Source organism: Paenibacillus sp. PastM-3, from assembly GCF_029893965.1.
In the GTDB taxonomy this organism is placed as follows: domain Bacteria; phylum Bacillota; class Bacilli; order Paenibacillales; family Paenibacillaceae; genus Paenibacillus_AQ.
In genome coordinates, this window is record NZ_JARXXP010000005.1 from 1 (window position 1) to 22,946 (window position 22,946).

Sequence of the window (22,946 nt, forward strand, 5' to 3'; positions counted from 1 at the left end):
GTTCGCGGAGCGTCCACCCAAGTGAATACGTACATCCTACTCCAAACCAAGGGCCGTCCCAAGTAGCCATTTCATGGCTTTTGGGACAGCCCCTTTTTAATGGCCCTGCCGATGAATGGATCATCTTGCGGAGCCAATTGATGTGGAAGATGATACGTTTTGATGATGTCTGCAACGATTTGATAGGAATGCAGACGCGCCTAATAGCGTCTTATTTTTACGCAACAGGAGTACCATTAGGTATTTCAGTATCCGGCTTTAATAGAATTACATCTCCTTTTTCCGGGACTCCTCCCAAAACTAATACTTCCGATTTGAATCCCGCAATGCGCCGAGGAGGGAAATTGACGATTCCTATAATTTGCTTTCCTACCATTTCATCAACCTTGTAACGCTTAGTTATTTGTGCACTTGAGGATTTCATTCCGATCTCCGGTCCAAAATCAATCTTAAGCTTTATCGCAGGGATCTTTGCTTCTTCAAAAAGCTCCGCTTCCTTAATTGTTCCGACACGAATATCTAGTGCTGCAAAATCATCGATCGTTGCCAACGTTTTGCCTCCTCCACTATAGTCTTTAACCGCTCACGGAAATATCTCTCACGCTTTCCAGACAGAAATTAATGAGTTCCGCTCAGTGTTGCATTTTACTTCGCTGGCCGGAACGGCTGCAGGAGTCGAATCCCTTCCTCAATGGATCCCTCCATCAGTTCTAAAAGCTGGGGCACCAGTTCCTGCATCCGGGGGGGCGCTCAGGTGCTGATCGAGGGCATCCCTGTTTTCCCAGCGTTCGTAGATGATGAATGTGCCAGGCTGGCCTTCTACCTCGTGAGCCTCGTAGTCAATGTTGCCCAGGTCGTTGCGCGACGGGGTGACAGCAGCAGTCATGAATGCCTTCATCTCGGCTTCTCTCCCTGCCTTAGTTCTCGCCTCCCAGAGTACAGTAACGTAACGGTTGTTTGTATCGTTCATGCTAATTCCACCTAATTATTATGCTTGAAATTCCAATCTATTAATAGCTTAAGTTTAATGCTGTTATAATCGTCCAAAAGAACGATTAAAGCCTTGGCCCCCAAGAACATCTTGACGAACCACATCTAAACGACGTGTTTGGTATTCACCCAAAGCTTTTGTTATCGAATTCGGATACTGTTTAATGGAGTCTATAATGGCAACCGTATCATCAAGGGAGTCATTAAAGCCTGCGCCAGTCATTGGTGACATGGTATGAGCTGCATCGCCAATCATGGCTATTCTTCCTTTTGACAATATATTAGGGATGTATTCATTAACGGGTGCCCCGATTAAACTGCGGTCCTTAATCGCGATTTGCAAAATTGCATTATCTTCTTTATTCCAATTTGCTTGGCTGGTATGTGATAGTTCTTCTAGTAGCGAATCGGGAATAGCTTCACCGTATAAGGAATGCTGGGCAATCCCGTCCTTTAATACACCTAATTCAGACAGCACATGATTATGCGAATGATCAAACCAGCAAAAACCAATCCATCGCTGGCCAGGGTTGGTTCCCCCTTCTATACCCGGCATCACCGCAGTTGTCAATGTACCGGCAGCGCTATTGTTGAAATAAGCACTCGAAAGCTGCCGTTTTTTCCAGTCTTTCTTTGGCAGCAGTTCTTCGTCCACCTTCCCTACCCAAACCAGATAGCCAGCATAATCTGCAAATGGTCTGTCAGGGTTTAAATAGCGGCGGACAATACTGCGATATCCATCTGCGCCAATCAAAAAGTCACCTTTAAACGTCTGCTCCTCATCACTGGTAGCCCAAGCAGATGATTCATTTTGCCCAACACTAACAATTCGTGTATTGTGCTGAAGGGTAATACCTGGTTCTTTTGCAACTGCATTGCGCAAACGTCCTTGAATGGCTGACCAGGCTTCAACATTGTTGTTACCACTCGATGCCAAGTGTCTTAATTCTCGTTCAATTTCACTATTACTATAAGGCTTTGTTTGTAAACGAATAAAAGCACCATTTCTTAATGATGAATCTGCACGTTCAAGAATGGTAACTGTATAACCAGAACGCGATAACGCAAGCCCCATCATTAGACCACCTAAAGATCCACCTACAATAATGGCATGTTCAAACTTATTTTGCGGCATTTGTCATTCCCCCATTCTAGCCTTCTGTCGAAGAGGATTTGTTAAAATGCCCATTACTGCAGTTTCATCTGGCTGCGGAGCATCCGGTCGAGCAGTTTGTCTGGGAGAATACGGACCAGCCGGGTCAGCAGTGCCGAATCGCGGCCGGCCGTATAGCGGGTGCGCGGCTTACTTGCGTGGATTGCACGTGAAACCACTGCCGCCACTTTCTCAGGGCGGATACCGTCCGTTGCCCACGATTCAGCCTGAGCCTTCACGGCGTCAAAAAGACGATCATGACGCCTGTGCTGATCGGGCGTCATCAACTTGGACAGCCGATCGGCTGTCGTAACCCCTTTCTCCGACAGGCTGGTGCTGACACCGCCCGGAGTAATCATGATGACCTTGAGTCCGAACGAGGACATCTCCCTGCGGAGACTGTCATTGATCGCTTCCATCGCGTACTTTGCAGCCGAATAAATTCCGAAACCGGGCATTGAAATTTTGCCGCCAACGGATCCGATATTGACCACGCGTCCGCCGCAGCTCAGCAAGGCCGGAGTAAGCGCCTGAATAACCGCAACCTGACCGATTACACTGACTTCAATCTGGCGGCGTAATTCATCGAGCGGAACCATCTCGAGAGGCGCATTAACGGCGATGCCTGCATTGTTAACTACTGCCCGCAAAGGGCGACCAAGCGGATCTTTCTCCACCCGTTCGGCCAGCGCCTTTAGTGTGTCGATATTGGTAATATCGACGATCACCGGCTCGATATTGTGGCGTTTGATTTTGTCGGCGTCTTCCTGACGACGCACCCCCGCCAATACGTAAAATCCGTCAGCGGCGAGCTTCTCCGCGGTAGCCCTGCCGATGCCGCTGGACGTACCTGTCACGACAACCAGTTCTTGAGTTTGGATTGACATAGTAACCCTCCTAAGTTGGATATGATATGGATCATGGTATAGCACTGCTATACGAACATTATAGCGCTGCTATACAAAATTGTCTATAGCGGTGCTATATCTTTTCTCCAAACATAAAAAAGATCGCCATCCTCCTGGTGGTCCAGGTTGGATAGGCGATCGATCTTTCTTATCCTCATTTTGATTCGGCGTCCGGCCTTTGGATCAAAATGATCTGCATTACACTTTCCCGAATGAGATCAACGACGTCAGGTTGGGGTGGGGGTGCCTTACGAATCTGGGCCGTCACATACAGCCAAGAGGCCGTATTGGCGGAAGCCCAGACCAGATCTGCCGCAACCTGGGCTGACACGGCCAGGTTGCCTTCGTCGGCGACTTTCTGAATATTTTGCACTAGTGCTTGGTACGAATGATCTGCCGCCTCGATATGGGCGCCCTCGAGCAACCGCCCCATCATCGCCGCATAAATCCGAGGACGGGTTGCCGCGAAGCGGACATAGTCATCCCATCCTTGACGAAGAGCCATCTCTGGAATGGTGGACTCCACTGCGGCAATCTTGCTTTCAAATAACTGTTTGAACGCTTCCACTATAGCTGCACTCAGGAGTCCATCGGCATTGCCGAAATGGTGGTAGAGCGTAGGGGCCGTAACCTGCGCGATTGCAGTTACGGCTCGCGTCGAAAATTGGGCTCCGCCCTCCTCTTCGAGTACCTTAAGAGCTGCTGCCAATATTTTGTCATATGTGTTCATATGTCCATTATAGCAGTGCTATATGCGTATGTCCACGACGAAGGTTGGATGATCTCAATGCTTACCGATTATTTTTATGTAGGAACGGAATTATACGTATATGTATCAATTGAACTGGAATAATAAACAAGATATAGTGTTATTGCATAGGAGTTATGAAGGGAGTCAATTACTTTGAATGTTGAATTGTTGAAGGATCTTATTAAGGATGATCGGGGCAATTATTACGCAGCAGTCCACAAGGAAGGTAATGAGCTGACTTTGGTTAATGCGATGCTTGAGCGGTCTTACGAAGATTTATTAGAGTTTAATGAGGAATTCAAACACAAGTATGCAGAGTACGAGCACCAGTTCATTGGCAAAATTATCATGGATAAGGTGCGGCACGACGTCGTATTCGCTTCCAAAGAGGACGGTCATGGCCGAATGCATGATTTGGGTAAGGTAATGAGCGAATACAGAGTTACGTTTATCGATATGATTGAATTTTACCGAAATCCTCGGACAGGACGCCTATGACAGCGAAACCGATTAAACTTAGTGTTTTGGATTTGGTCCCCGTTTTTGATGAGGTCGATGCAACCTTCGCACTGGGACAAGCTGTAGAGCTGGCTCAAGCAGCCGAAAGACTGGGATATTTCCGTTATTGGGTGGCGGAACATCATGATATGCCAGGGCTGGCATGCACCTCGACGGATGTGCTACTATCGCATATCGGCGCAAAAACACATAACATCCGTATCGGATCCGGGGCATTGCTGTTGCCGCATTATAAGCCTCTTAAAGTTGCAGAATCCTTTCATTTACTCGCTAGCTTGTACCCGGGACGCGTTGATCTTGGGTTAGGAAGGGCGCCCGGTGGTTCCGCCGAAGTCAGTCTTGCTCTCAGTGACAACTTTCTTGAAAATGTCTGGAAAATGCCAGAATTGCTCCGGGGAGTTTCCGATTTTTTGCAGGGGAGCTATGAATATGAAGGACGTCGGATTACCGCCCGCCCAACTCCACCCGTATCGCCAGAACTGTGGCTGCTAGGGACAAATAAGAAAAGCGCAGCTTATGCAGCCGAGTTTGGAACAGGTTATGTTTTTGGTCAGTTTATGAGCGAAGTAACCGGGGAGGAAGTATTAAGAGCTTACCGCGAAGCGTTTACTCCGTCAGCTCTTTCCCCTGTACCGCGAGCGATCGTTGCCGTTGGTGTCGTTTGCGCGGAAACAGAGGAGGAGGCAGAGAGGCTGGCATCCTCGGGTACAGCTTTGTTTCAACAAGAAGCTTCCGCAGGGGAAAGGGCTCCCCTTTCGGAGCGTAAGCTGCTGATAGGCACGCCTGAGAGCTTAAAGAAAAAGCTCGAACAGTTATCTCACTTGTATGGCGTTGATGAATTCATTGTCGTTACAATGATTCCCGACTATCGGAAACGGTTGCGTTCTTTTGAGCTGCTTGCACGTACATGCTTAATGGCTTAATTCGTTTAATTATTACAGCAGGGAGAATGTAAAACGGGGCTGCCCTGAAGTCATCTTAATGACTTTTGGGACAGCCTCGTTCATTTATATGAAAATTCAGTGTAGAGATTGTAGAATTTAGCTTAATGCTTTTACTAAAGCTTCCCCAAATTCTTTGGCACCATCTGGACCATCACCAGTGATAATATCATCATGAGCAACAACATGTTTTTCAACATATATTACTTCATTCGCTTTTAATTGGTCTTTTTGTACATCCACTGGATAGCAAGTTGCTTCTCTTCCAGTAAGTAAGCCCGTTTTAGCTACAGTAACCGCACCTGCACAAATTCCTGTTACAAGAACTTTATTCGTGTATGCTTGTTTCAAGTAGTCTTGTAATTCTTGATTTCCCCATAGATAATCGTTCGTACCAGATCCACCAATAACAGATACAACATCATAGTCAGAAGCAACAACGTCTGAGAAAATGACCTCAGCAGTTGCTTTACCTTCATAATCCCCTATGATTTCACCTGTTTTTGTACTTGCAATTGTCACATCAATTCCGTTGCTTTCCAATTCCGCTTTGGGTTGAAATAATTCGTCTTCATTGAAACGTTCTGGTGGTATAATCAAAAGTGCTTTTTTACTCATTTGTAGTTCCTCCTCATTAATAAAAAGATTCGCCCGTAAGACGACCATTTCATTCTACTGCTTGTTTTCTTCACTGTGAAGAATGCACTTTTTTGTAAGGAGGTTACCGCCAGGTTACAATGGATACAAATAAGGAGGTAAGAATTTATGCCAGATACCTTTAGAGATGAAATTAAAGAAAAGATTATAAATGGTGATTATAATTGCGAAAAAGAACTGACCTTATCAATTATAAGTGGTAAATGGAAAATCGTTATTTTATGGCATTTGGGGGTAGAAGGACCACATCGATTCAGTGATCTCCAAAGGCTTTTTCCAAAAATATCTCATAAAATATTAACGAATCAATTAAGAGAACTGATGGAAGATGGAATCGTTCATCGCGAGGTTTATCCAGAAGTTCCACCGAAAGTGGAATATTCCATGACTGAATTGGGGATGACTTTACTTCCTATCGTTGAAATGATGTATGAATGGGGAAAAAATCGGATGGCAGAAATCATAAAAGAAATGGACATCTCGGAATTAAACAATTAAGCATAAGCTTACATTTACAATGTTGCTTTACAAAACCTTTTACGAATAAATGAACAAAGTCCACCTCACTAAATACATAACGCCCATATAGTTATAATGTGGAATATAGGCATATTACAGTTGAACAGCGAAGTTATCCTCTTCTGGCGCGTATGTAGCAGGCACTCTAAACATTTATTTATCTACAGGAAAAAGTTTACTGAATGTGTTATCTAAAATAATAGTAAAAACAAAATAAAAGAACCCGCACAGCCATCCACCGGCTGTGCGGGCCCCCCTCCTATATTAATTCGCTTTACGCTTCAGCATTGCCAATCCGTTCACCGGCAGCGCAAGCTCTGCAGGAGCTTCAGCGCCTGTTTCCAGATCGGTATAACCGCGTCCGTCCAGCTTCACGGTCTGCGCTTCGCCGCTGAAGTTCTGCACGAATACATACTCGTTATCGCCGTCCGTACGCAGCTGTGCAGTCACGCCTACCGGTAGATCCGACTCCAGCGTGCGGGTGATTCCTGCCTTGGCAGTAATCGCAGCATACAGCTCCACGTAGAACGCCAGGTCTTTAACGCGGGTTGCCAGATGGTAAGCTTCACCTGCTCCAAGCTTGTTGACGGTCAGTGCCGGGCGTCCGGCATAGAAGTCGCTGCGGTAGTGGCCGAGCGCTTCTGCGCCTTCCAGATGGATCAGCTCAGCGATTTCATGAGCATCGTAGTCGCCAGACAAGCCCAGAGCGTTGCCGCTCTCCAGCACCAGCCCGTTCAGATCACGGCTATGCAATCCTTCCGTTTCTTCCGCCCAGATGCCCAGCGTCTTGCGCAGCGGGCCAGGGAAGCCTCCCAGATGGCAAAGATCCGTCTCGCCTACAACCCCTGACCAGTAAGTTGCCAGGAAAGTACCGCCCTGCTCTACATACTGCTCAATGTTCTTCCCGTTCTCTTCGCTGATCAGGTACAGCATTGGCGCGATTACCAGCTTATAGCGGGACAGGTCGTCGCTGGAGCCGACGATATCTACCGGAATGCCCTGCTCCCACAGCGCACGGTAGTGCTGCAGTACAGTCTCTTCGAACTTCAGACCGGAATTGCGGATACCTTGAGCATCTTTGATCGCCCAGCGGTTGTCCCAGTCATACAGAATCGCTGTTTCAGCCGGAGTCGAGGTACCAACCACATCCGTCAGACCAGCCAGAATCTGGCCCACTTCAGCTACATCCTTGAATACACGGGTCTCGCCATGTCCGCTGTGGTCCAGCACGGCACCGTGGAACTTCTCACTGGAGCCGCGGCTCTTGCGCCACTGGAAGTACTGCACAGAATCTGATCCGTGCGCTACAGCCTGCAGAGAAGACAGCTTGTGCATGCCCGGACGCTTCAGCTTGCTGACCGACTGCCAGTTCGTGAGCGAAGGCGTGCTCTCCATCAGCAGGAACGGCTTGTGCTTGAAGGTGCGGAACATATCATGGTGCATCGCCGTCCAGGCGGCCAGACGGGCATCATCGTTATCTTCGGTGTAGCCCCAGTCCGGATATGCATCCCAGGAAACAACATCGAGAATTTTGGCCATCTCGCGATAGTCGATACCGTCGATATTATGCATATTGGTCGTAATCGGCAATTCCGGATTATAGTCACGCACCGCAGACATTTCATGGCTGCAGAAATTAATGGTCTGCTCACTGACAAACCGGCGCCAGTCCAGATTCAGGCCGTGAACCTGGGTCTCACCGTGCGGAGCCGGGGATTCAATCTGCTCCCATGCCGTATACGTATGACTCCAGAAGGTGGCCCACCAGGCATGGTTAACCTCTTCCAGGCTGCCGTTATATTTCACTTTCAGCCAATCTCTAAAAGCATTCTGGCAGTAATCACAGTGGCATTCGCCGCCGAACTCATTGGAGATGTGCCAGCCGATGACTGCCGGATGGTGAGCGTAACGCTCGGCCAGCTTGGAGTTGATCAGCGCTGTTTTTTCCCGGTAGACCGGAGAAGTGAAGCAGTGATTGTGGCGGACGCCGTGCAGATTACGTACGCGGTTGCGCTCTACACGCAGGACCTCCGGATATTTAGCGGACATCCAAGCCGGACGTGCGCCGCTCGGGGTCGCCAGAAACGCGTAAATCCCGTTCTCGGCAAAGGTATCCAATACATGGTCCAGCCATTCAAACGTAAAGACGCCCTCTTCCGGCTCCAGGGACACCCAGGAGAAAATGCCGACAGACATCACGTTACAGCCTGCCAGCTTCATCAGGCGGATATCCTCTTTAAAAATTTCAGGGTATTTCAGCCATTGCTCGGGATTATAATCGGCTCCATGCAGCATAACCGGGGCTTTGCTGCTGATTGCAGGGGATTTAAGACTCATAGCAGTAGATTCATCCTCTCATTATCTTTCCCGTGTCAGGATGGGACTTTTCTCTGATTACATTCACTCAGTATCCTTGTCCAAATCACGGATAATCATTTATACTGTTTATAATATAGGATAAACGCTATCAGACAGTAGGAATAAACTCGCGACTGAATAGTACAAAATGAATATGAGGTGTACACTTTGCTTCCATTTTCTTTGGTCGAGCTGCCCCGCCAGCCTGATGAATTTCCGCTCTATCCCTACTCTGTAGGCCATCATATCCAGTACCATCATGTCCGCCCCTCCGGCTTCCCTGTGCATCAGGTGTTCCTGATCCGCAGCGGCAGCGGGCTGTTCCGCGATCTTGAGGACGGCACAGAAACAGTGCTAAGTCCGGGTATGGTTTTTGCCTTCCCTCCTGACCGGGGGCATGAATATTATCCGCTGTCCCATGAGCCGTGGCATCTGGCTTTTATCGGCTTTGACGGCAGCCAGTCTGCTCCGGTACTGGAAGGGCTGCGCCTGCTGCCTTCAGTGCCTGTAATGGCCGAACGGTTCGAGGAGTGCTGGGACGCCATCGCCGGAATCTGGCATACTGTGGACCGGCATAATGCTGCCCGGCTGGATGAACAGACAATGCAGGAGCTGTCCGTTACCCTGTACAGGCTGCTGCTGATGCTGCGCCGGGGCGATTCCTCCCTTAGCCAGACTGAACGCCTGGAGACCGAAACCGTCCGCAACGAGGCGCTGCAAAAAGCGGTCAGCCTGATTAACGAGCACTTTACCGAACCTCTGCTGATCGCCAATCTGGCTTCTGCGGTCGGCTATTCGGTGCAGCATTTCCAGCGCCTGTTCCTGCAGGAGTATGGTGTCACGCCGCATAAATACCTGCAGAACCTGCGGCTGCAGCGCGCACTGCAGATGATTACTGAAAACCCCGAGCGGCCGGTGCAGGATCTGGCGCTGAATGTTGGAATGGAGACGAATTATTTTATCCGGGTATTCCGCAAGACTTACGGGTGTACGCCGGGTGTCATGCGCAGCCGTCTTGCGGGGGAGCGGGATCATTGAGCGTAATCGTTCTGGTTGAGCCTTTAAAACAAATTAACAAAATAAGAGGGGTAAGGCATAATGACTCAGGACGAAGTATTACAGGGCGGTAATGTTAATCTCATTGTCCGTAAAGAGAATACTGTTCTCCGCCCCACGGGTTATTGGAGTCCGTCTGTTCACCAGCTACTTAAACATTTAGACAAGCAAGGCTTCGAGGGAGCACCAAGATTTCTGGGAATGGATGAATCTAATCGGGAAATATTAACCTACATTTCAGGGGAAGTTCCAGGAAACGATTATCCCGACCTTGAACCTTACATGTGGTCGGATGAAACACTTGTAGGTTTAGCACGCCTTTTATGCCGTTTCCATGATGCGACGGAAGGCTCTTCTCTCATGACGCAGGGAAAATGGCAGCTTAGTTATAGTGATGATCATGATTACGATGTAATATGTCATAATGACGCTGCGTTGTACAATGTGGTCTTTCAAAAGGGGACTCCTGTGGCGTTGATTGATTTTGACATGGCTGGACCAGGTCCACGTATGTGGGACATTGCGTACTCCCTTTATACATCGGTTCCGCTTGCAAGCTTCTCACCTGACTATTCCTCGGGAAAAACGGTAGTGTACCAAGCGGATCTGCACGCTTTGGAGCGCAGCCGGCGAATTCAATTATTTTTTGAATCATATGGAACTACCGTCCCTAATGACCTGCTTGGGTGGATTATTAAGCGATTGACAACAATGTGTGATACATTAAGAAATGGTGCCGCTGAAGGAAATCTTGCTTTTCAAAAAATGGTTGATGAGGGACACTTGGCTCACTATGAGAGCGAGATTCGATTTTTAACAGCTCAATTCAAGGACTGGATAGAGAATTAAGTGCATCGCTAACGCGAAATGTGATTACAGCAGGTTTCTTAATAGTTATCCTGTTTTCCGTCGTGCAACTAAAGTTGAAACTAAAGAAATTCTTTAGTTAAAAGGAGATAAGTGGAGGTTTTAAGACGCATTTGATGCATACTGCGCACTAAGGGAGGAGAGGTAGTACAGCTTATCTCGTCAGCTTGTTCAAAGAACAGTTCATCAACAAATTATCACGTTATTCTTTCGGAAATATTTTTACTTATTTCTTCAGGATTTTTAATACCAATGATCAACTTTGATATTTTGAACTTACCAACTTTAAAGCTATTCAAATCTAAATGAAGAGTTTCAAGCTCATTTTCAAAAAAGTGTAATTGATAACCACCATTTGCTCTAAATAACCCATTTCTCATCCCTCTGAATAAAGCACCATATAGTTTAAAAGCATCTGGTATCGGTCTACCTGTTGTTATTCCCTTGATTGAAGAGTATGGAATTTGCAACCCGTTATCTAATTTTAAAAAGGGTGAGTTTCCAAGGTCGATATTTACGTAAGTTTCCATTAGTTGAATTTTACGTTCCATATTTTGATTCCCCCATTTTCCAATAATCGATTTATTTCACAACCCATAATTACATATTATACCACAAATACCTCTTATACTGCCGTTTAGCTTAATGAAGCTTTATTATCGAGAGCCACAGTGAGTGTTGCACAGTAAAGACGAAATTTCGCAACAAAATAAAGCGTACATGTCCAACTAACGGGAGACGTTAATTTAACAACAATAGTGCTGAGGGAGACAAAGACTTTATTTATCAAGTCTTTGTCTTTCTCTCAACAGCGAAATATGGTTTACCGGTTCTTCTTGCAGATTCTCAGGTAGCTTAGGCTTAGCCAAAAGGAAAAGCGCATCAGGCCCGCCCTCTCCCCTTCAGCTCATTTACAACAGGCATTACAGGAGGGCTGATCTCAACAGGAATATCGTCAATATCAAAATAACGGTATTCTCTGCTTTCATTATCTACAGAGATTTCTCCGTAAACATTATTGCTCGAGTACACTACATCAACGATGTATACTTCATCTCCGTTCGGATAGACATAATGCAGATCTTTACCTGAGAACACACCAAAAAGACTAACCTCACCAATACTTAAGCCGGTCTCCTCAAGCAGTTCTCTGCGTGCTGTTTCTTCAGTATCTTCACCGAGATCAACGGCTCCACCCGGAAAACACCAGCATCCGTTATCGTTTCTTTTTAGCATTAGAACCTGATCAAGCTCATTAAATATAATAATACTGGCACCGCAAAGCAGTAATGGTTTATTACCGATTAATCTTCTCATGGTCTTAACGTATTCCGTCATAAGCAGTAATCCCTCCCGGATCATTCACTTCAAACTTCTTGTATAATATACAAAAATAGCACCATACTCTTCAATTACGAAGAACATGGTGCAGTTCATATTTTGCAATTAGGCAGTTACCTTCTATCAGATGGTACAGCAGACAGAAGCCTGCGTCTCCAGAGCCTGACCAATCAGCCGGGCGACCTCCAGATGGGCCGGGTGTATAAGGTATTCCTCCATGTCTGCTAAAGAAGCAAACCTGGTGATCAGGATCAAATCATATGCTGAAGGGCCGGGGCGGATGTTAGCATCAGCCTGAATATCGAGAAGAACCTCTATTTTTCCTCTCATGCCCAGCAGAACGGTCCGAATGTACTCAATATGCTCAGGGCTCCGGTCCTTCAGCTTTAAAAGCAGATGATTCACTATCATTGTTGCTCCCTCCTCGTGTCTTATCTGATTAGCGTTTATGCTTGTTCCAAGCCATCGAATACAAGGGCATCTTCTGAAAAACAACCGGCATATGCCTTTGGATCAGGTTTATTGGCAGCAGTTATAAAATCCTGTATGCAGATTAGGCTTCATAAGATCAGCTCCTATATAATTTCGTTACACGGTGCGGATCGTTCCGCCGTCTATGACATACTCACAGCCGGTAATATAAGCGGCTCTATCTGACGCAAGGAAAGCTGCAAGCTCGGCAACCTCTTCAGGCTTGGCCGGCCTTCCGAGAGGAATGCCGCCAAGCTCGTCCATTAGCTGCTGGCGGGCAGCGGTATAGTCTGTGCCGGCTTGTTCAGCCATTCTCCCGATTAAGCGTTCCGCCGCTTCCGTTTCGGTAAATCCCGGAGCAAGTGCGTTGATTCTTATCCCTTTGGGGCCGAACTGGGTCGCCAGGTTCTTACTATAATTTACGAGTGCAGCTTTGGCAGCCGAATAAGGCATGGTCATAATACCGGGAAGCTTACGTTGAATCGAAGAGATATGGACAATCACTCCGCTTTGCTGTTCGGCCATGTACGGTAGAAACCCGCGGTCGAGCCGGACCGAAGAAAACAGGTTGGCATTGAATGTCGTTTGCCAATCTTCATCCGTTAAAGCTAACGCTCCTGCTGTACTTGTAGAGGAACCGCCCACATTGTTAATTAAAATATCCAGACCCCCGAGCTGCTCTATCGTCTGCTGAACGATATGATCCACGCCTTCCGGAAGGCTCACATCCGTCTGAACGAATCCTACGCCCTCCGGTAATGCCTCTGGTATGGATCTTGCCGTAGCTATAACTTCAGCTCCCGCTGCATGCAGACGCTTTAAGATTGCGAGACCGATTCCCCGGGTGCCGCCGGTCACCAGTGCTCTTTTACCTGCAAATTCTTTACTCATTTGAAGCCTCCTTGGTATGTTTTAAATACAAGGCTAGTGTAAACAACAGAACCTGACAGGTGCGTGTCCAGTTATCCTGAATATTTTTGGGCCATTTTGGCTGTGCGGGTTTTCATCTCCAGCCTGAGAGATTCCGGCTCCATAACCTCCAGTAAATCTCCATAGGAAAGAAGATATTGAACAAGCCATTCTCCGGAGGGCATGTCTGAAATGAGCTGGAAAGACCCGTCTTCCTGTTTCAAAATCTCCTCTTCCTTAAACTCATCCACGATGCGATAGGCTCCTGCCGGTTCTATTTTTAATGCTAAACGGATTCTCGGGCTTTCATTAACCTTAATCTCTTCATCGGAAGTCCCTGCAGAAGCTGTCCGCACCTGTTTGAACTCTAAGAGCCCGGTCCCCTCCCCTTCTAAAAGCTGTACATTCGACATCCTGGTAATCTTGAAGGTTCTTGGAGCACCTCTTTCAAAGCTGTAGGCTTCAACGTACCAGGCTCTATCCTTGAACAGTAGCTTCACTGGAACAGCTCTCCGGCTGTTGTGTTCACCGACCGCGCTCAAGTAGGTAAACGAAATGACCCTCTGCTCCAAAATAGCCTGCTTCAGCAAGGTGTACAGCTCTTTTTGCTTATTCCCGCTTCCCCATGGCGAGAAATCGACTTCAATCCAGCTGGTGCTATTTTTCCTGAACAGGCTGCTCAGCTTTGAGAATACCTCGCCCAAATCCGGCAACCGGGCTGCGGACAAGCTCTGCAGGGCAAACAGGATCTCATCCTGCTCCTTATCGCTAAGCAAAGATTTGTTCAGGACAAATCTGTCCGAAAGGGAAATGCCTCCGCCTTTTCCTTGGCTCGTATAGACCGGAATTCCCGCCTGGCTCAAGGCTTCAACATCTCGGTAGACCGTTCTGACTGACACCTCGAACCGCTCAGCCAGCTCCGGTGCCGTAACCGTCCCCTTTTCCAGTAAAATATATGTCATTTGAAGCAGTCTGCTGATCTGCATACGCTCACCTCTTGGTTGTTAGTATAAATAAAAAAACTTGACAGGATTATGTCAAGTTATATTATTTTTCACATGCACCAGAATTTTACAATGATAAGCTTATTAATGTATGCCTAACGACACTTGAGGAGGTAGTATAATGAGCAAGTACAACGAAGCCATGAAGCTGCTGGAAAAACAGGTAGGTAACAAGGACGGCCTTATCACTCTGTCTACTATCGCACTGGAACCGGGGCCCAATGGCAAAAGCCGTCCCGCCTCCCGCATTGTAGACGCCTATTATGAGGACGGCGCGTTCTACACCGTCACATACGCGACATCAAACAAGATGCTGCAGATCGCCCAAAATCCCGAAGTCGCCGTTTGTGTCATCGTCGAGAACTTTACGGCCGACGGGGTGGGTGAAAACCTGGGCTGGGTATGTGATGAGAAAAACGCGGAGATGATGACGAAGCTGCGTACAATATTTGCCGGGTGGTATAACGAAGCCAATAATGATGAAGACCCTAATACCTGCCTGCTGCGCATTCGCCTGACAAAGGGGCTGTGGAATGACGCCCATAAAGGGATCCGGAATGAGATTGATTTTGTGAATAAGACGGCAAATTAAGCCGTCTGCGCCGATTCCATATTTTACATATAGAAATATCTGACAACATACAATTTTAGCTCAAAGGGAGTGTTCGCTAACTCCCTTTTTTTCGGCGTTACTTGTGGTACGTTTCACGGTGCTGTCTACAAAGGCACGTTTAAGGCCATTCTTATATTAGGATTTTTTCTTTGCCCCCTCCAGAAATCAGAACAAGGAGTCCGCCCAATGCAAACATACGTAGAAGTTATTTTACGAACGATCGCCGCATTCGTCCTTCTCATGATCACGTCGAGAATGCTCGGCAAGCAGACGATATCCAATATGACCTTCCATGACTTCGTGAGCGGCATTACGATGGGTTCAATTGCAGCGAATTTGGCTTTTAACGATAAACTCAGCCATTGGCTCATCGCCGTATCGCTGCTCATTTTCTTCGGCATCTCATTCCTCGTATCCAAGGCTGCGCTCGAAAATCGGGCATGGAACCGGCTGGTATCCGGTACTCCGACCATTGTCATAGAGAATGGCAAAATTCTCGATGACAACATGCGAAAAATCCGGTACACGTTAGACTCTCTCGCCCAGTCTTTGCGTGAAAAAGATATTTTCAACCTGGAAGAGGTTGAGTATGCTTGTCTTGAGGATCATGGAAAGCTGTCTGTCAAGAAGAAAAGCGAGTATGAGTGGGTGACGCGCAAAGATCTGAAGTTACACACTGCCGCTGTTCAGACGTTCCCTGTGGAACTAATTATGGACGGCCAAATCATGGAACACAATCTCGCCCATAACGGGCTGACCACCCAGTGGCTGGAGCAGGTGCTGCGGCAAAGGGGCAAGTCCGTTTCAGATGTATTCTATGCCGTAAAAGGTACGCAGAATCAGCTGTATTTCGACTACTATCAGGACCACATTGACAATCCCATCGATAAATAACCGCTTGCAGACATTATTTATTACTGTCATTGAAAATTTGATTAGTATAAAATATCATACATGTGCAGGTTGTCTATCAAGGGGAGAGGCAGATGAAAAGGAATGAGCGAATTCTTTAGATTGATGAAGGATCTACGGTTCAGAAGAACCATGCAAATGCTTTTCAAATTCGTTTGGGCTTTCTGGTGGCTTGGTAAACAAAAATATTTTATACCGAGACGGCGCTGGGAAGCCAAAACCAAAGCCCTATATCGAAAGCAGGCATCCTATTTTACAGAGACCGCAATGGACATGGGCGGATTAATTATCAAGCTTGGGCAGCATGTTAGTGCGCAAGTTGATTTTTTGCCGAAGGAAATTCTTGATGAATTGTCCAAGCTGCAGGACTCCGTAGCTCCGGTGGATTTTTCCGAGATCAAACGTAAGGTTGAGAGCGAACTCCACGCGCCCGTTAACGAGCTTTTTGCCGATTTCAATACAACTCCTATTGCAGCGGCTTCTTTAGGCCAGGTACATCGGGCGACATTACGGACAGGTGAACAAGTCGCAGTGAAGGTTATGCGTCCAGGGGTCGAGGATATTATTGAAATTGATTCGAAATCTATACAAGTTGCTGTCGGGTTATTAAAACGCCAGTCCCGGATTGCAGCCCTGATGGATCTTGATGCGGTGTATGAGGAATTTTACGATACCGTTATGGACGAGCTGGATTATCAAAAAGAGGGACGAAACGCCGAAGAATTTCAGCAGCAGCTTAAGCATCGGAAGGATATCGTTGTTCCAGGCATTTACTGGTCCTATACAACCTCAAAGGTGCTGACCATGGCGTTTATGGAAGGTGTAAAAATCAACAATTTTGCCCAGCTTGATGCCTGGGGTGTAGACCGGATGAAATTAGCGAAGGCTTTGCTGGAGATTTTCGTAGAACAGATTCTCGTAAACGGGTTCTTTCACGCGGATCCCCATCCGGGCAATGTTCTCGTGCAGCCTGACAGCACCATAGCCCTAATCGATTTTGGAATGGTCGGACGGATTGCAAAAGATATGAAGACACAGATGGTAGCCCTTCTAATGGCCGTATATTTAAAAGATGCTAACGGCGCAATTGATGCCCTGAACCGTTTGAGATTTTTAAGACGGAATACAGATTTAGAGGTGTTCTCAAGGAATCTTACGTTATTATTTGAACAAATCAACGGGGATACGTTTGACCTGGGTTTTGTGACATCCGGTGATAATGTGGAGGAGCTACGTGACTTTCTCTATTCCCAGCCCTTTCAGTTACCGGCAAATACAACATTTTTAGGCAAGGCAATGATTACGGTGTACGGACTCTGTCTTGGACTGGACCCTGAGCTTGATTTGATCGGGACCGCTAGGCCTTACATCCAAAAGGTTGTGCTTAAAGATCTGCGTGGAAGTGTCTTTTCCACCGTTGTAGATGAAGGCACGAGTCTACTCAAAGGAATCCTTCCGACGACCAAGAAGTTCATTTCTGCAGTAGACAGAATCGATAGCGGAAATTTACGGGTGAAGCTATCGAGTTCCTTTGAGAAAAAATTGATAGAGACGCAAAATAAAAATACAAGGCGGATTATTGTAACGATCATAGGAGCGGTATTTCTTCTGACTGCTTCCAACATGTGGAATGAAGTAAATCATATTGTTTCTTATGTACTTGGCACCTTGGGGCTGCTCATTATGCTGAGCCAGCTGATAACAAGAGGAAACCGGCGTGAAGAAAGACATGTCCGCCAGATGAATGCCATGCGTGAACGCAGCAGATTGGAACGGCCGAAGCTCAAATAGAATGAATAATAGCCAGATGATAAAGGACCGATATTTAATCGGGCCTTTTTTTATATTTCAGGGACAACTAATGATTCCATTTGCATACTTCAATCCCAATGAAGTCCGGCAGGTAATTGGGAGTACAGCCCCTTGATACCATGTCACCATTATAAAGCCCCGTTACCTCACCCGCGCTCTTCTGTTCTGCCGCATAAACCGCAAGGCACCCGAAAGGGTGCCTTACGTGCTGCCCTGTGACAGCTTAGCCGTGTAAGCCATGCGGCTTGCTCAGCTATGTCCGCTATAAGGCCGCTCGGCCGTATACGCCATACCGCTGCATAGCTATATCCTGCCACGCGGCTACTCAGCTCCGTGGCCGGGCACTCCTCGATAAATGTTATCTTTCGTAACATCCATGCCCCAAAAACCAGAGAAGCATAAGCCGAAGGAGGAGAAATACAAGTTTTTATAACTAACCCTTCAAAATCATATTGACGGTTAGTTAATCTGATGTTAAATTAAATTACACGAAGGGGTTGAGCGCTCACTTCATCGGATACAACCAATAATTGGCAGGAGAGTGGTTCAGCATGGAGAACAACCAAGCCGGAGCGAAGCTACAGGCTACTAGTACAGCTATTGTAATGAAACCCAAGAGAATGGGCCTGCGCTGGGGAATGGCCGTCATCTTCTTCGTCATCGGCCTCATCGCTTATATGGACCGTTCCAACATTTCCATCGTTGCCAAGCCCATGATGGAGGATCTGAATATCGACAAGGTGCAGTTCGGTTTTTTAACCTCCCTCTTCTTCCTGGGATACTGCCTCGCCCAGATTCCCGGCGGCATCCTTGCCGAACGGTATGGTGCCCGCAAAATCATCGCCATCGCGATTACCTTCTGGTCCGTGTTCACCGCATTCACAGCCGCAGCCACCTCTTACGTGATGATGTGCATTGTCCGGTTCTTCTTCGGTGTTGGCGAAGGGCCGATGTATCCGGGCAACGCCTCCTTCAACTCCTATTGGTTCCAGAAGCATGAGAAGGGCCGTGCTGCGAGCGCGCTGCTGTCAGGCTCCTTCTTCGGTCCGGTGATTGCCCCGACACTGGGGGTTGCCATTATGACCGCTTTTGGCTGGCAGGCAGTATTCTACGTGTTCGCCGGGGCCGGTGTTCTCATTGCCATCGTATGGTTCATCATTGGCCGCGACAGACCCGAGCAGCATCCCTGGATTTCGGAAGCAGAGCAACGGCTAATTTTGGCGAACCGGAGCGCGAACAGCTCAACCGCTAAGGCGCCCTGGGGACAATATCTGCGGAATCCCCGGTTCTGGGCCATCGGAGGCCAATATCTGGTCGTTCTGTATATGAACACGTTCTTCCTTACCTGGCTACCTACGTATCTGATGGAGGCGCGCGGGTTCTCCCTTCAATCTATGGGCATTGCCGCAAGCTTCCCTTGGCTGGCGCTGTGTATCGTTACCATCGCCGGCGGAGCCTTCTCCGACATGCTCCTGCGGATCACACGCTCGCTAATGAAATCCAGAGGTTATGTCGCAATTGCCGGTTTTCTGGTCTTCATCCTGGGCTTATACATGGCGGCTTATGCCAGCACACCTGCGCTGAATGTTCTCTGGCTTACCGTGGGACTGGGCGCACTGGGACTGCCATTTGTCGTATCCTGGGCGCTCGCCAATGATCTGGGCAAGGAATTTGCCGGTTCTGTCAGCGGATGGATGAACGTATGGGGCAGCACAGGCGGCGTTATTGCGCCGATTGTCTGTGGCTGGATGGCTCAGACCTTCGGCTGGGAAAAGACCATTCTGCTGAATATCCTTCCGGTACTCGGCTCCATCGTCTTATGGCTTTTGATCCGCCCCGACCAGCCACTGCTGAAAGAAACCCCTGAAAGGAGGTGAGAACTTGAACAGAATTAACTCATTGCCGCGGGTCATGCTGGGAACTTGGCCCACACCCTTGCAGCCAGCAGAACAACTATCCAGGCAACTGGGATGTCCACTGTATATTAAGAGAGAGGATATGACTGGGCTTGGAGGAGGCGGTAACAAAGCCAGAAAACTTGAATTCCAGCTTGGCAAAGCTGTACAAGACGGCGCAACCCATGTCATCACGACGGGAGCCATCCAATCCAATCATGCCCACCTTACCGCCGCCGCTGCCCGCAGACTTGGGCTCCAGCCCCATCTCGTGCTGAGTGGTACCCCCAGCGAAAAACAACACGGCAACCTGTATCTGGATCATCTGATGCATGCGGGGGTTACCTTTGCGGCGCCTCCTGCTGACCGTCCTCCGCTGGAGGTGGTCAATGAAATCATGAGTCAGGTGGCCGGCACGATCCGGGCGGAAGGCGGCATTCCTTGCATTATTCCCGAAGGCGGTACAGATGCTCTGGGAACGGTCGGCTATATTCTCGCCATGGAAGAGCTGATTCAGCAGCTTGAGCCGCTCGGATTGGAGCGGAAGCGTCTGCTGCTCGTTGTTGCCACAGGCACCTGCGGAACCCAGGCGGGGCTAGTGGCGGGAGCAAGCATATTATCCTCTTCAATGGACATTATGGGTGTCAGCGTGAGCGGCAAAACGCCGATCAAGCTGGAGAAGACCGCCCGAGTAGCTACGGAGACCTTGCGTCTTGCTGGATACGATAAAGGTGTGAGCCAAGCAGACATCTGGATTGAGGATCGTTATATCGGTGAAGGGTACGGCGCGGTTACCGAAGAATGCAGACAGGCTATTTATACCGCTGCGACAGCAGAGGGCCTCTTCCTTGATCCGGTCTACACCGGCAAGGCGATGGCGGCACTGCTCCACTTGGGACGGTCGGGACAGTTGACTTCGTATGATGCGGTGGTATTCGTACATACCGGGGGTCTGCCACTGTTGTTCCACTATGATTCAGTCATTACCGAATTCCACACGAAATGAAGGAGAGATGAGAAGATATGTCAGTACATGAACAACACACGGCCGTAGCCGCAGAGATCGGCCAAGATTTGAAGGTCATTGGGGAAGGTCTGCTGGAGGATGTCTTCCGCATCATTCGGAATCTTCCGCCCGAAGCCCTGAATTGGAAGCCGGAGCATATGAGCAATAGTCCGTATGTTCTCGCCTATCACCTGCTTGGCTCCGCAGGGTATTGGATTGGCGAGGTAGTGGGCGGCATACCAACAGACCGCATCCGGGCCAATGAATTTGGCGTATGCGGGAACCATGAACAGTTGGAAATTCTGCTCGCCGACACCAGAGCGCGGCTGATCAAGACATTCGATCAGTTGCAGGACAGCCAGTTGCAGCCAAGCCCTATTGATTTGAGCCGCGGTGTATTATGCTGGGGAGAGGTTCCTGCCGAAGGCCGTACCGCGATATGGGTACTCGTGCATGACCTGTGCCATATTGCTTATACTCTGGGCCAGCTTGACCGGATCAACACGCTGTGGAAATCCGCTAACAACGGTCATAACACACCTTCGTAATAGAGGTGCACAGAATAAGGGCAGGCCTCCTTGCTTACCGTGGAGGCCTGCCCTATTGCGCATTTACAGAGAGGTTAGCTCCTCTTGCTGTCCTTCGGACTTCACCTTGAACCGGGAAGCCTTCATCCGGTTTCCGCACAGCTTCATTGAGCACCACTTCCGCTTGCCGGTGTAATCCAGATAGAGCCAGATGCATCTGGGGTTGCCGCAACGGTGAAGCCCCTGAAGCTTGCCGCTTGTGCAGATCTCCAGAGCATCCAGCGCGATTAAGGAGAGCAGTGAGGCCTGCAAGGAGCCCAGAGGTATAGGAATCAGGCGATCCGCCTTATATTGGTATGACAATGGCGCATTCCTGAGGAGAAGCTCCAGGTATCCAATGCATTCCGGCGGCGGTGTTCCTCCCTCGGCACTCTGCTCAAACAGCTCGCGGAGCTTGGCTCTGAGCACCTTCACCTCGGACAGCACAGCCTCATCCACCTTCTCCGCGGAACCACCGAACTGCTCCTGTACGAAGGCACCCATGGAGATCAAGGTCTGCACCCAGAGCGCGAGGTCCTCCGGCCCGGAGAGCGAATCAACCCGCTTACCTCTTTTCATTTCTTCGGTATTGATCAAGTCCAGGGAGGGATTGCCGGAATAGAAATGGAATGTAGTAGTCATAAGGTCTCCTTAAGCAGCTGAGTCGTAGTTTATACTTATTTTATCACACGCGGATCCTCCGACCAAGCCATATTAACCCCATAATAGTGTAATATAGGTTAATATTCTGTAGGTATACCTTGTCCAGGCCACCTTCCTCGGCACCCTATCACCCGTCCGCCCAGACTTAGAGGCTCACCGGCCCATTAACCAATCCCAGCGCCCGCGAAGTGGAAGTATGGAGTTCCCGCAATAGCTCCGGAGACTTCAGCAGTGGCAGTCCGTAAGCGGGAAGCAGCGATGAAGCACCTCAAGCATGAGGGAGACGATCCTAGAATGTTTAGAATTTTAAACCTGCTGAAATTCAGACTCACGATACCCGCCCAACCGCCTGCGGTAACGTCCTCTCATACTCCTTATGTAACACATAACGTTGCACGCCTCCCGATGCGTCTATTGCTTCCTTCGCATACTTGACGGCGGCTTCGCTGTTGCCTGCTTTGCGTTCCACTTCTGCGAGCAGCGCTGATCTCATCCACTGTTTCTTGATAGACTCCAGATGTTCCCGCGCCTCAGCACTTTTCCCCTCCTCCACCAGCAGCGCCGTTTCGTAATAAGCACGGTAATCAGAATAGCGGATATGCGGCACGGCATCATGAACAGCAGCCATATCTTTAAGGTAAAGCCCGTAGGCCGCCTTGAACGGTGCCTGTGCCGTTACCCGCTTATTTTTGCTCATCAGCTGCTCCATAACCGTATTCATTTCGTCCTCAAGTCTATTGGCAAGCACATACTGAATATACAAGGCCGGATTCTTTTTCTGGCTGCGTAAAAAGGATTCAACCCGGTCCACTCGCTTATCCAGAACTGCCGGATAATAAAACTGGGTCGTAAAAGCAATAAGGAAGGCCACGAAAGTAGCTCCTACGATCCAAATTGGCGAATATTCATTAAGTGTCATGTATAAGACAACTACGAACAGCACGGAATAGATCAAAACGTTCCACTTCAGGCGTTTCATTATAAATCCCCTTTAACATTATACTTAAAAACACATTTGGAAAAATTATACGTTGC

General features: G+C 48.3%; 25 protein-coding genes. 11 read left to right on the forward strand and 14 right to left on the reverse strand.

The window, feature by feature from the left end:
- Positions 1 to 217: 217 nt before the first annotated feature.
- The 5 genes from csaA to M2108_RS10295 form a co-directional block, all read right to left on the reverse strand.
- Complete coding sequence (gene csaA / locus M2108_RS10275) at positions 218 to 550, reverse strand: chaperone CsaA (protein WP_277469272.1); 333 nt, start codon at positions 548 to 550, stop codon at positions 218 to 220.
- Positions 551 to 688: 138 nt separating this feature from the next.
- Complete coding sequence (locus M2108_RS10280; protein ID WP_277469273.1) at positions 689 to 970, reverse strand: putative quinol monooxygenase; 282 nt, start codon at positions 968 to 970, stop codon at positions 689 to 691.
- Between the two features lie 63 nt (positions 971 to 1,033).
- Positions 1,034 to 2,125 carry an FAD-dependent monooxygenase gene (locus tag M2108_RS10285; RefSeq protein WP_277469274.1) on the reverse strand — a complete coding sequence of 364 codons (1,092 nt, stop codon included), beginning with the start codon at positions 2,123 to 2,125 and terminating at the stop codon, positions 1,034 to 1,036.
- A gap of 53 nt (positions 2,126 to 2,178) precedes the next feature.
- Positions 2,179 to 3,030 (reverse strand): SDR family NAD(P)-dependent oxidoreductase, encoded by an 852-nt coding sequence (locus M2108_RS10290; protein ID WP_277469275.1) that lies wholly within the window; start codon positions 3,028 to 3,030, stop codon positions 2,179 to 2,181.
- 175 nt (positions 3,031 to 3,205) lie between these two features.
- Positions 3,206 to 3,781, reverse strand: a complete 576-nt coding sequence (locus M2108_RS10295) for a TetR/AcrR family transcriptional regulator (protein WP_277469277.1) — start codon at positions 3,779 to 3,781, stop codon at positions 3,206 to 3,208.
- 174 nt (positions 3,782 to 3,955) lie between these two features.
- Here M2108_RS10295 and M2108_RS10300 point away from each other — a divergent pair, with 174 nt between their 5' ends.
- Positions 3,956 to 4,300, forward strand: a complete 345-nt coding sequence (locus tag M2108_RS10300) for a hypothetical protein (RefSeq protein WP_277469278.1) — start codon at positions 3,956 to 3,958, stop codon at positions 4,298 to 4,300.
- Positions 4,297 to 5,244, forward strand: a complete 948-nt coding sequence (locus M2108_RS10305; RefSeq protein ID WP_277469279.1) for an LLM class flavin-dependent oxidoreductase — start codon at positions 4,297 to 4,299, stop codon at positions 5,242 to 5,244. Before M2108_RS10300 ends, M2108_RS10305 begins: the two co-directional genes overlap by 4 nt.
- A 117-nt stretch (positions 5,245 to 5,361) precedes the next feature.
- Here the strand turns inward: M2108_RS10305 and M2108_RS10310 are convergent, their stop codons facing one another.
- On the reverse strand, positions 5,362 to 5,880 hold the full coding sequence (locus M2108_RS10310) for a DJ-1/PfpI family protein (RefSeq protein WP_277469280.1): 519 nt from the start codon (positions 5,878 to 5,880) through the stop codon (positions 5,362 to 5,364).
- Positions 5,881 to 6,027: 147 nt separating this feature from the next.
- Here M2108_RS10310 and M2108_RS10315 point away from each other — a divergent pair, with 147 nt between their 5' ends.
- Positions 6,028 to 6,417 (forward strand): winged helix-turn-helix transcriptional regulator, encoded by a 390-nt coding sequence (locus M2108_RS10315; RefSeq protein WP_277469281.1) that lies wholly within the window; start codon positions 6,028 to 6,030, stop codon positions 6,415 to 6,417.
- A 285-nt stretch (positions 6,418 to 6,702) separates the two neighbouring features.
- Here the strand turns inward: M2108_RS10315 and M2108_RS10320 are convergent, their stop codons facing one another.
- A complete protein-coding gene (locus M2108_RS10320) occupies positions 6,703 to 8,775 on the reverse strand; it encodes a beta-galactosidase (RefSeq protein ID WP_277469282.1) in 2,073 nt (690 codons plus the stop codon).
- A 189-nt stretch (positions 8,776 to 8,964) separates the two neighbouring features.
- On the opposite strand from M2108_RS10320, the gene M2108_RS10325 reads away from it, so the two are divergent.
- A complete protein-coding gene (locus M2108_RS10325; RefSeq protein ID WP_277469283.1) occupies positions 8,965 to 9,834 on the forward strand; it encodes an AraC family transcriptional regulator in 870 nt (289 codons plus the stop codon).
- A 60-nt stretch (positions 9,835 to 9,894) separates the two neighbouring features.
- A complete protein-coding gene (locus M2108_RS10330; RefSeq protein ID WP_277469284.1) occupies positions 9,895 to 10,701 on the forward strand; it encodes an aminoglycoside phosphotransferase family protein in 807 nt (268 codons plus the stop codon).
- A 215-nt stretch (positions 10,702 to 10,916) separates the two neighbouring features.
- On the opposite strand, the gene M2108_RS10335 is transcribed toward M2108_RS10330, so the two are convergent.
- The 5 genes from M2108_RS10335 to M2108_RS10355 form a co-directional block, all read right to left on the reverse strand.
- Positions 10,917 to 11,270, reverse strand: a complete 354-nt coding sequence (locus M2108_RS10335) for a hypothetical protein (protein ID WP_277469285.1) — start codon at positions 11,268 to 11,270, stop codon at positions 10,917 to 10,919.
- A 331-nt stretch (positions 11,271 to 11,601) separates the two neighbouring features.
- Complete coding sequence (locus M2108_RS10340; protein ID WP_277469286.1) at positions 11,602 to 12,057, reverse strand: NUDIX hydrolase; 456 nt, start codon at positions 12,055 to 12,057, stop codon at positions 11,602 to 11,604.
- Positions 12,058 to 12,183: 126 nt separating this feature from the next.
- Positions 12,184 to 12,471, reverse strand: coding sequence for a Dabb family protein (locus tag M2108_RS10345; RefSeq protein WP_277469287.1), 288 nt, complete (start codon positions 12,469 to 12,471; stop codon positions 12,184 to 12,186).
- A 177-nt stretch (positions 12,472 to 12,648) separates the two neighbouring features.
- Positions 12,649 to 13,422, reverse strand: coding sequence for an SDR family oxidoreductase (locus tag M2108_RS10350; RefSeq protein ID WP_277469288.1), 774 nt, complete (start codon positions 13,420 to 13,422; stop codon positions 12,649 to 12,651).
- A 71-nt stretch (positions 13,423 to 13,493) separates the two neighbouring features.
- A complete protein-coding gene (locus tag M2108_RS10355) occupies positions 13,494 to 14,426 on the reverse strand; it encodes a helix-turn-helix transcriptional regulator (protein ID WP_277469289.1) in 933 nt (310 codons plus the stop codon).
- Between the two features lie 139 nt (positions 14,427 to 14,565).
- Between M2108_RS10355 and M2108_RS10360 the strand changes: the two genes are divergently transcribed.
- The 6 genes from M2108_RS10360 to M2108_RS10390 all read left to right on the forward strand — a co-directional run bounded on the left by M2108_RS10360 (position 14,566) and on the right by M2108_RS10390 (position 21,230).
- Entirely contained in the window at positions 14,566 to 15,036 is a 471-nt protein-coding gene (locus M2108_RS10360; RefSeq protein WP_277469290.1) for a pyridoxamine 5'-phosphate oxidase family protein, read from the forward strand.
- A gap of 207 nt (positions 15,037 to 15,243) precedes the next feature.
- A complete protein-coding gene (locus M2108_RS10365; RefSeq protein ID WP_277469291.1) occupies positions 15,244 to 15,951 on the forward strand; it encodes a DUF421 domain-containing protein in 708 nt (235 codons plus the stop codon).
- A 102-nt stretch (positions 15,952 to 16,053) separates the two neighbouring features.
- Positions 16,054 to 17,760, forward strand: coding sequence for an ABC1 kinase family protein (locus M2108_RS10370; protein WP_277469292.1), 1,707 nt, complete (start codon positions 16,054 to 16,056; stop codon positions 17,758 to 17,760).
- A 572-nt stretch (positions 17,761 to 18,332) separates the two neighbouring features.
- Entirely contained in the window at positions 18,333 to 19,658 is a 1,326-nt protein-coding gene (locus M2108_RS10380) for an MFS transporter (protein ID WP_277469293.1), read from the forward strand.
- A 34-nt stretch (positions 19,659 to 19,692) separates the two neighbouring features.
- Entirely contained in the window at positions 19,693 to 20,682 is a 990-nt protein-coding gene (locus M2108_RS10385) for a D-cysteine desulfhydrase family protein (protein WP_277469502.1), read from the forward strand.
- A gap of 17 nt (positions 20,683 to 20,699) precedes the next feature.
- On the forward strand, positions 20,700 to 21,230 hold the full coding sequence (locus M2108_RS10390) for a DinB family protein (protein WP_277469294.1): 531 nt from the start codon (positions 20,700 to 20,702) through the stop codon (positions 21,228 to 21,230).
- A gap of 63 nt (positions 21,231 to 21,293) precedes the next feature.
- Here M2108_RS10390 and M2108_RS10395 read toward each other — a convergent pair whose 3' ends face one another.
- The gene (locus M2108_RS10395; protein ID WP_277469295.1) at positions 21,294 to 21,890 is read right to left on the reverse strand and encodes a CGNR zinc finger domain-containing protein; all 597 of its coding nucleotides are present in this window, start codon (positions 21,888 to 21,890) and stop codon (positions 21,294 to 21,296) included.
- 349 nt (positions 21,891 to 22,239) lie between these two features.
- Positions 22,240 to 22,890: a hypothetical protein gene (locus M2108_RS10400; protein ID WP_277469296.1), complete on the reverse strand. Its 651-nt coding sequence runs from the start codon at positions 22,888 to 22,890 to the stop codon at positions 22,240 to 22,242.
- Positions 22,891 to 22,946: the final 56 nt, after the last annotated feature.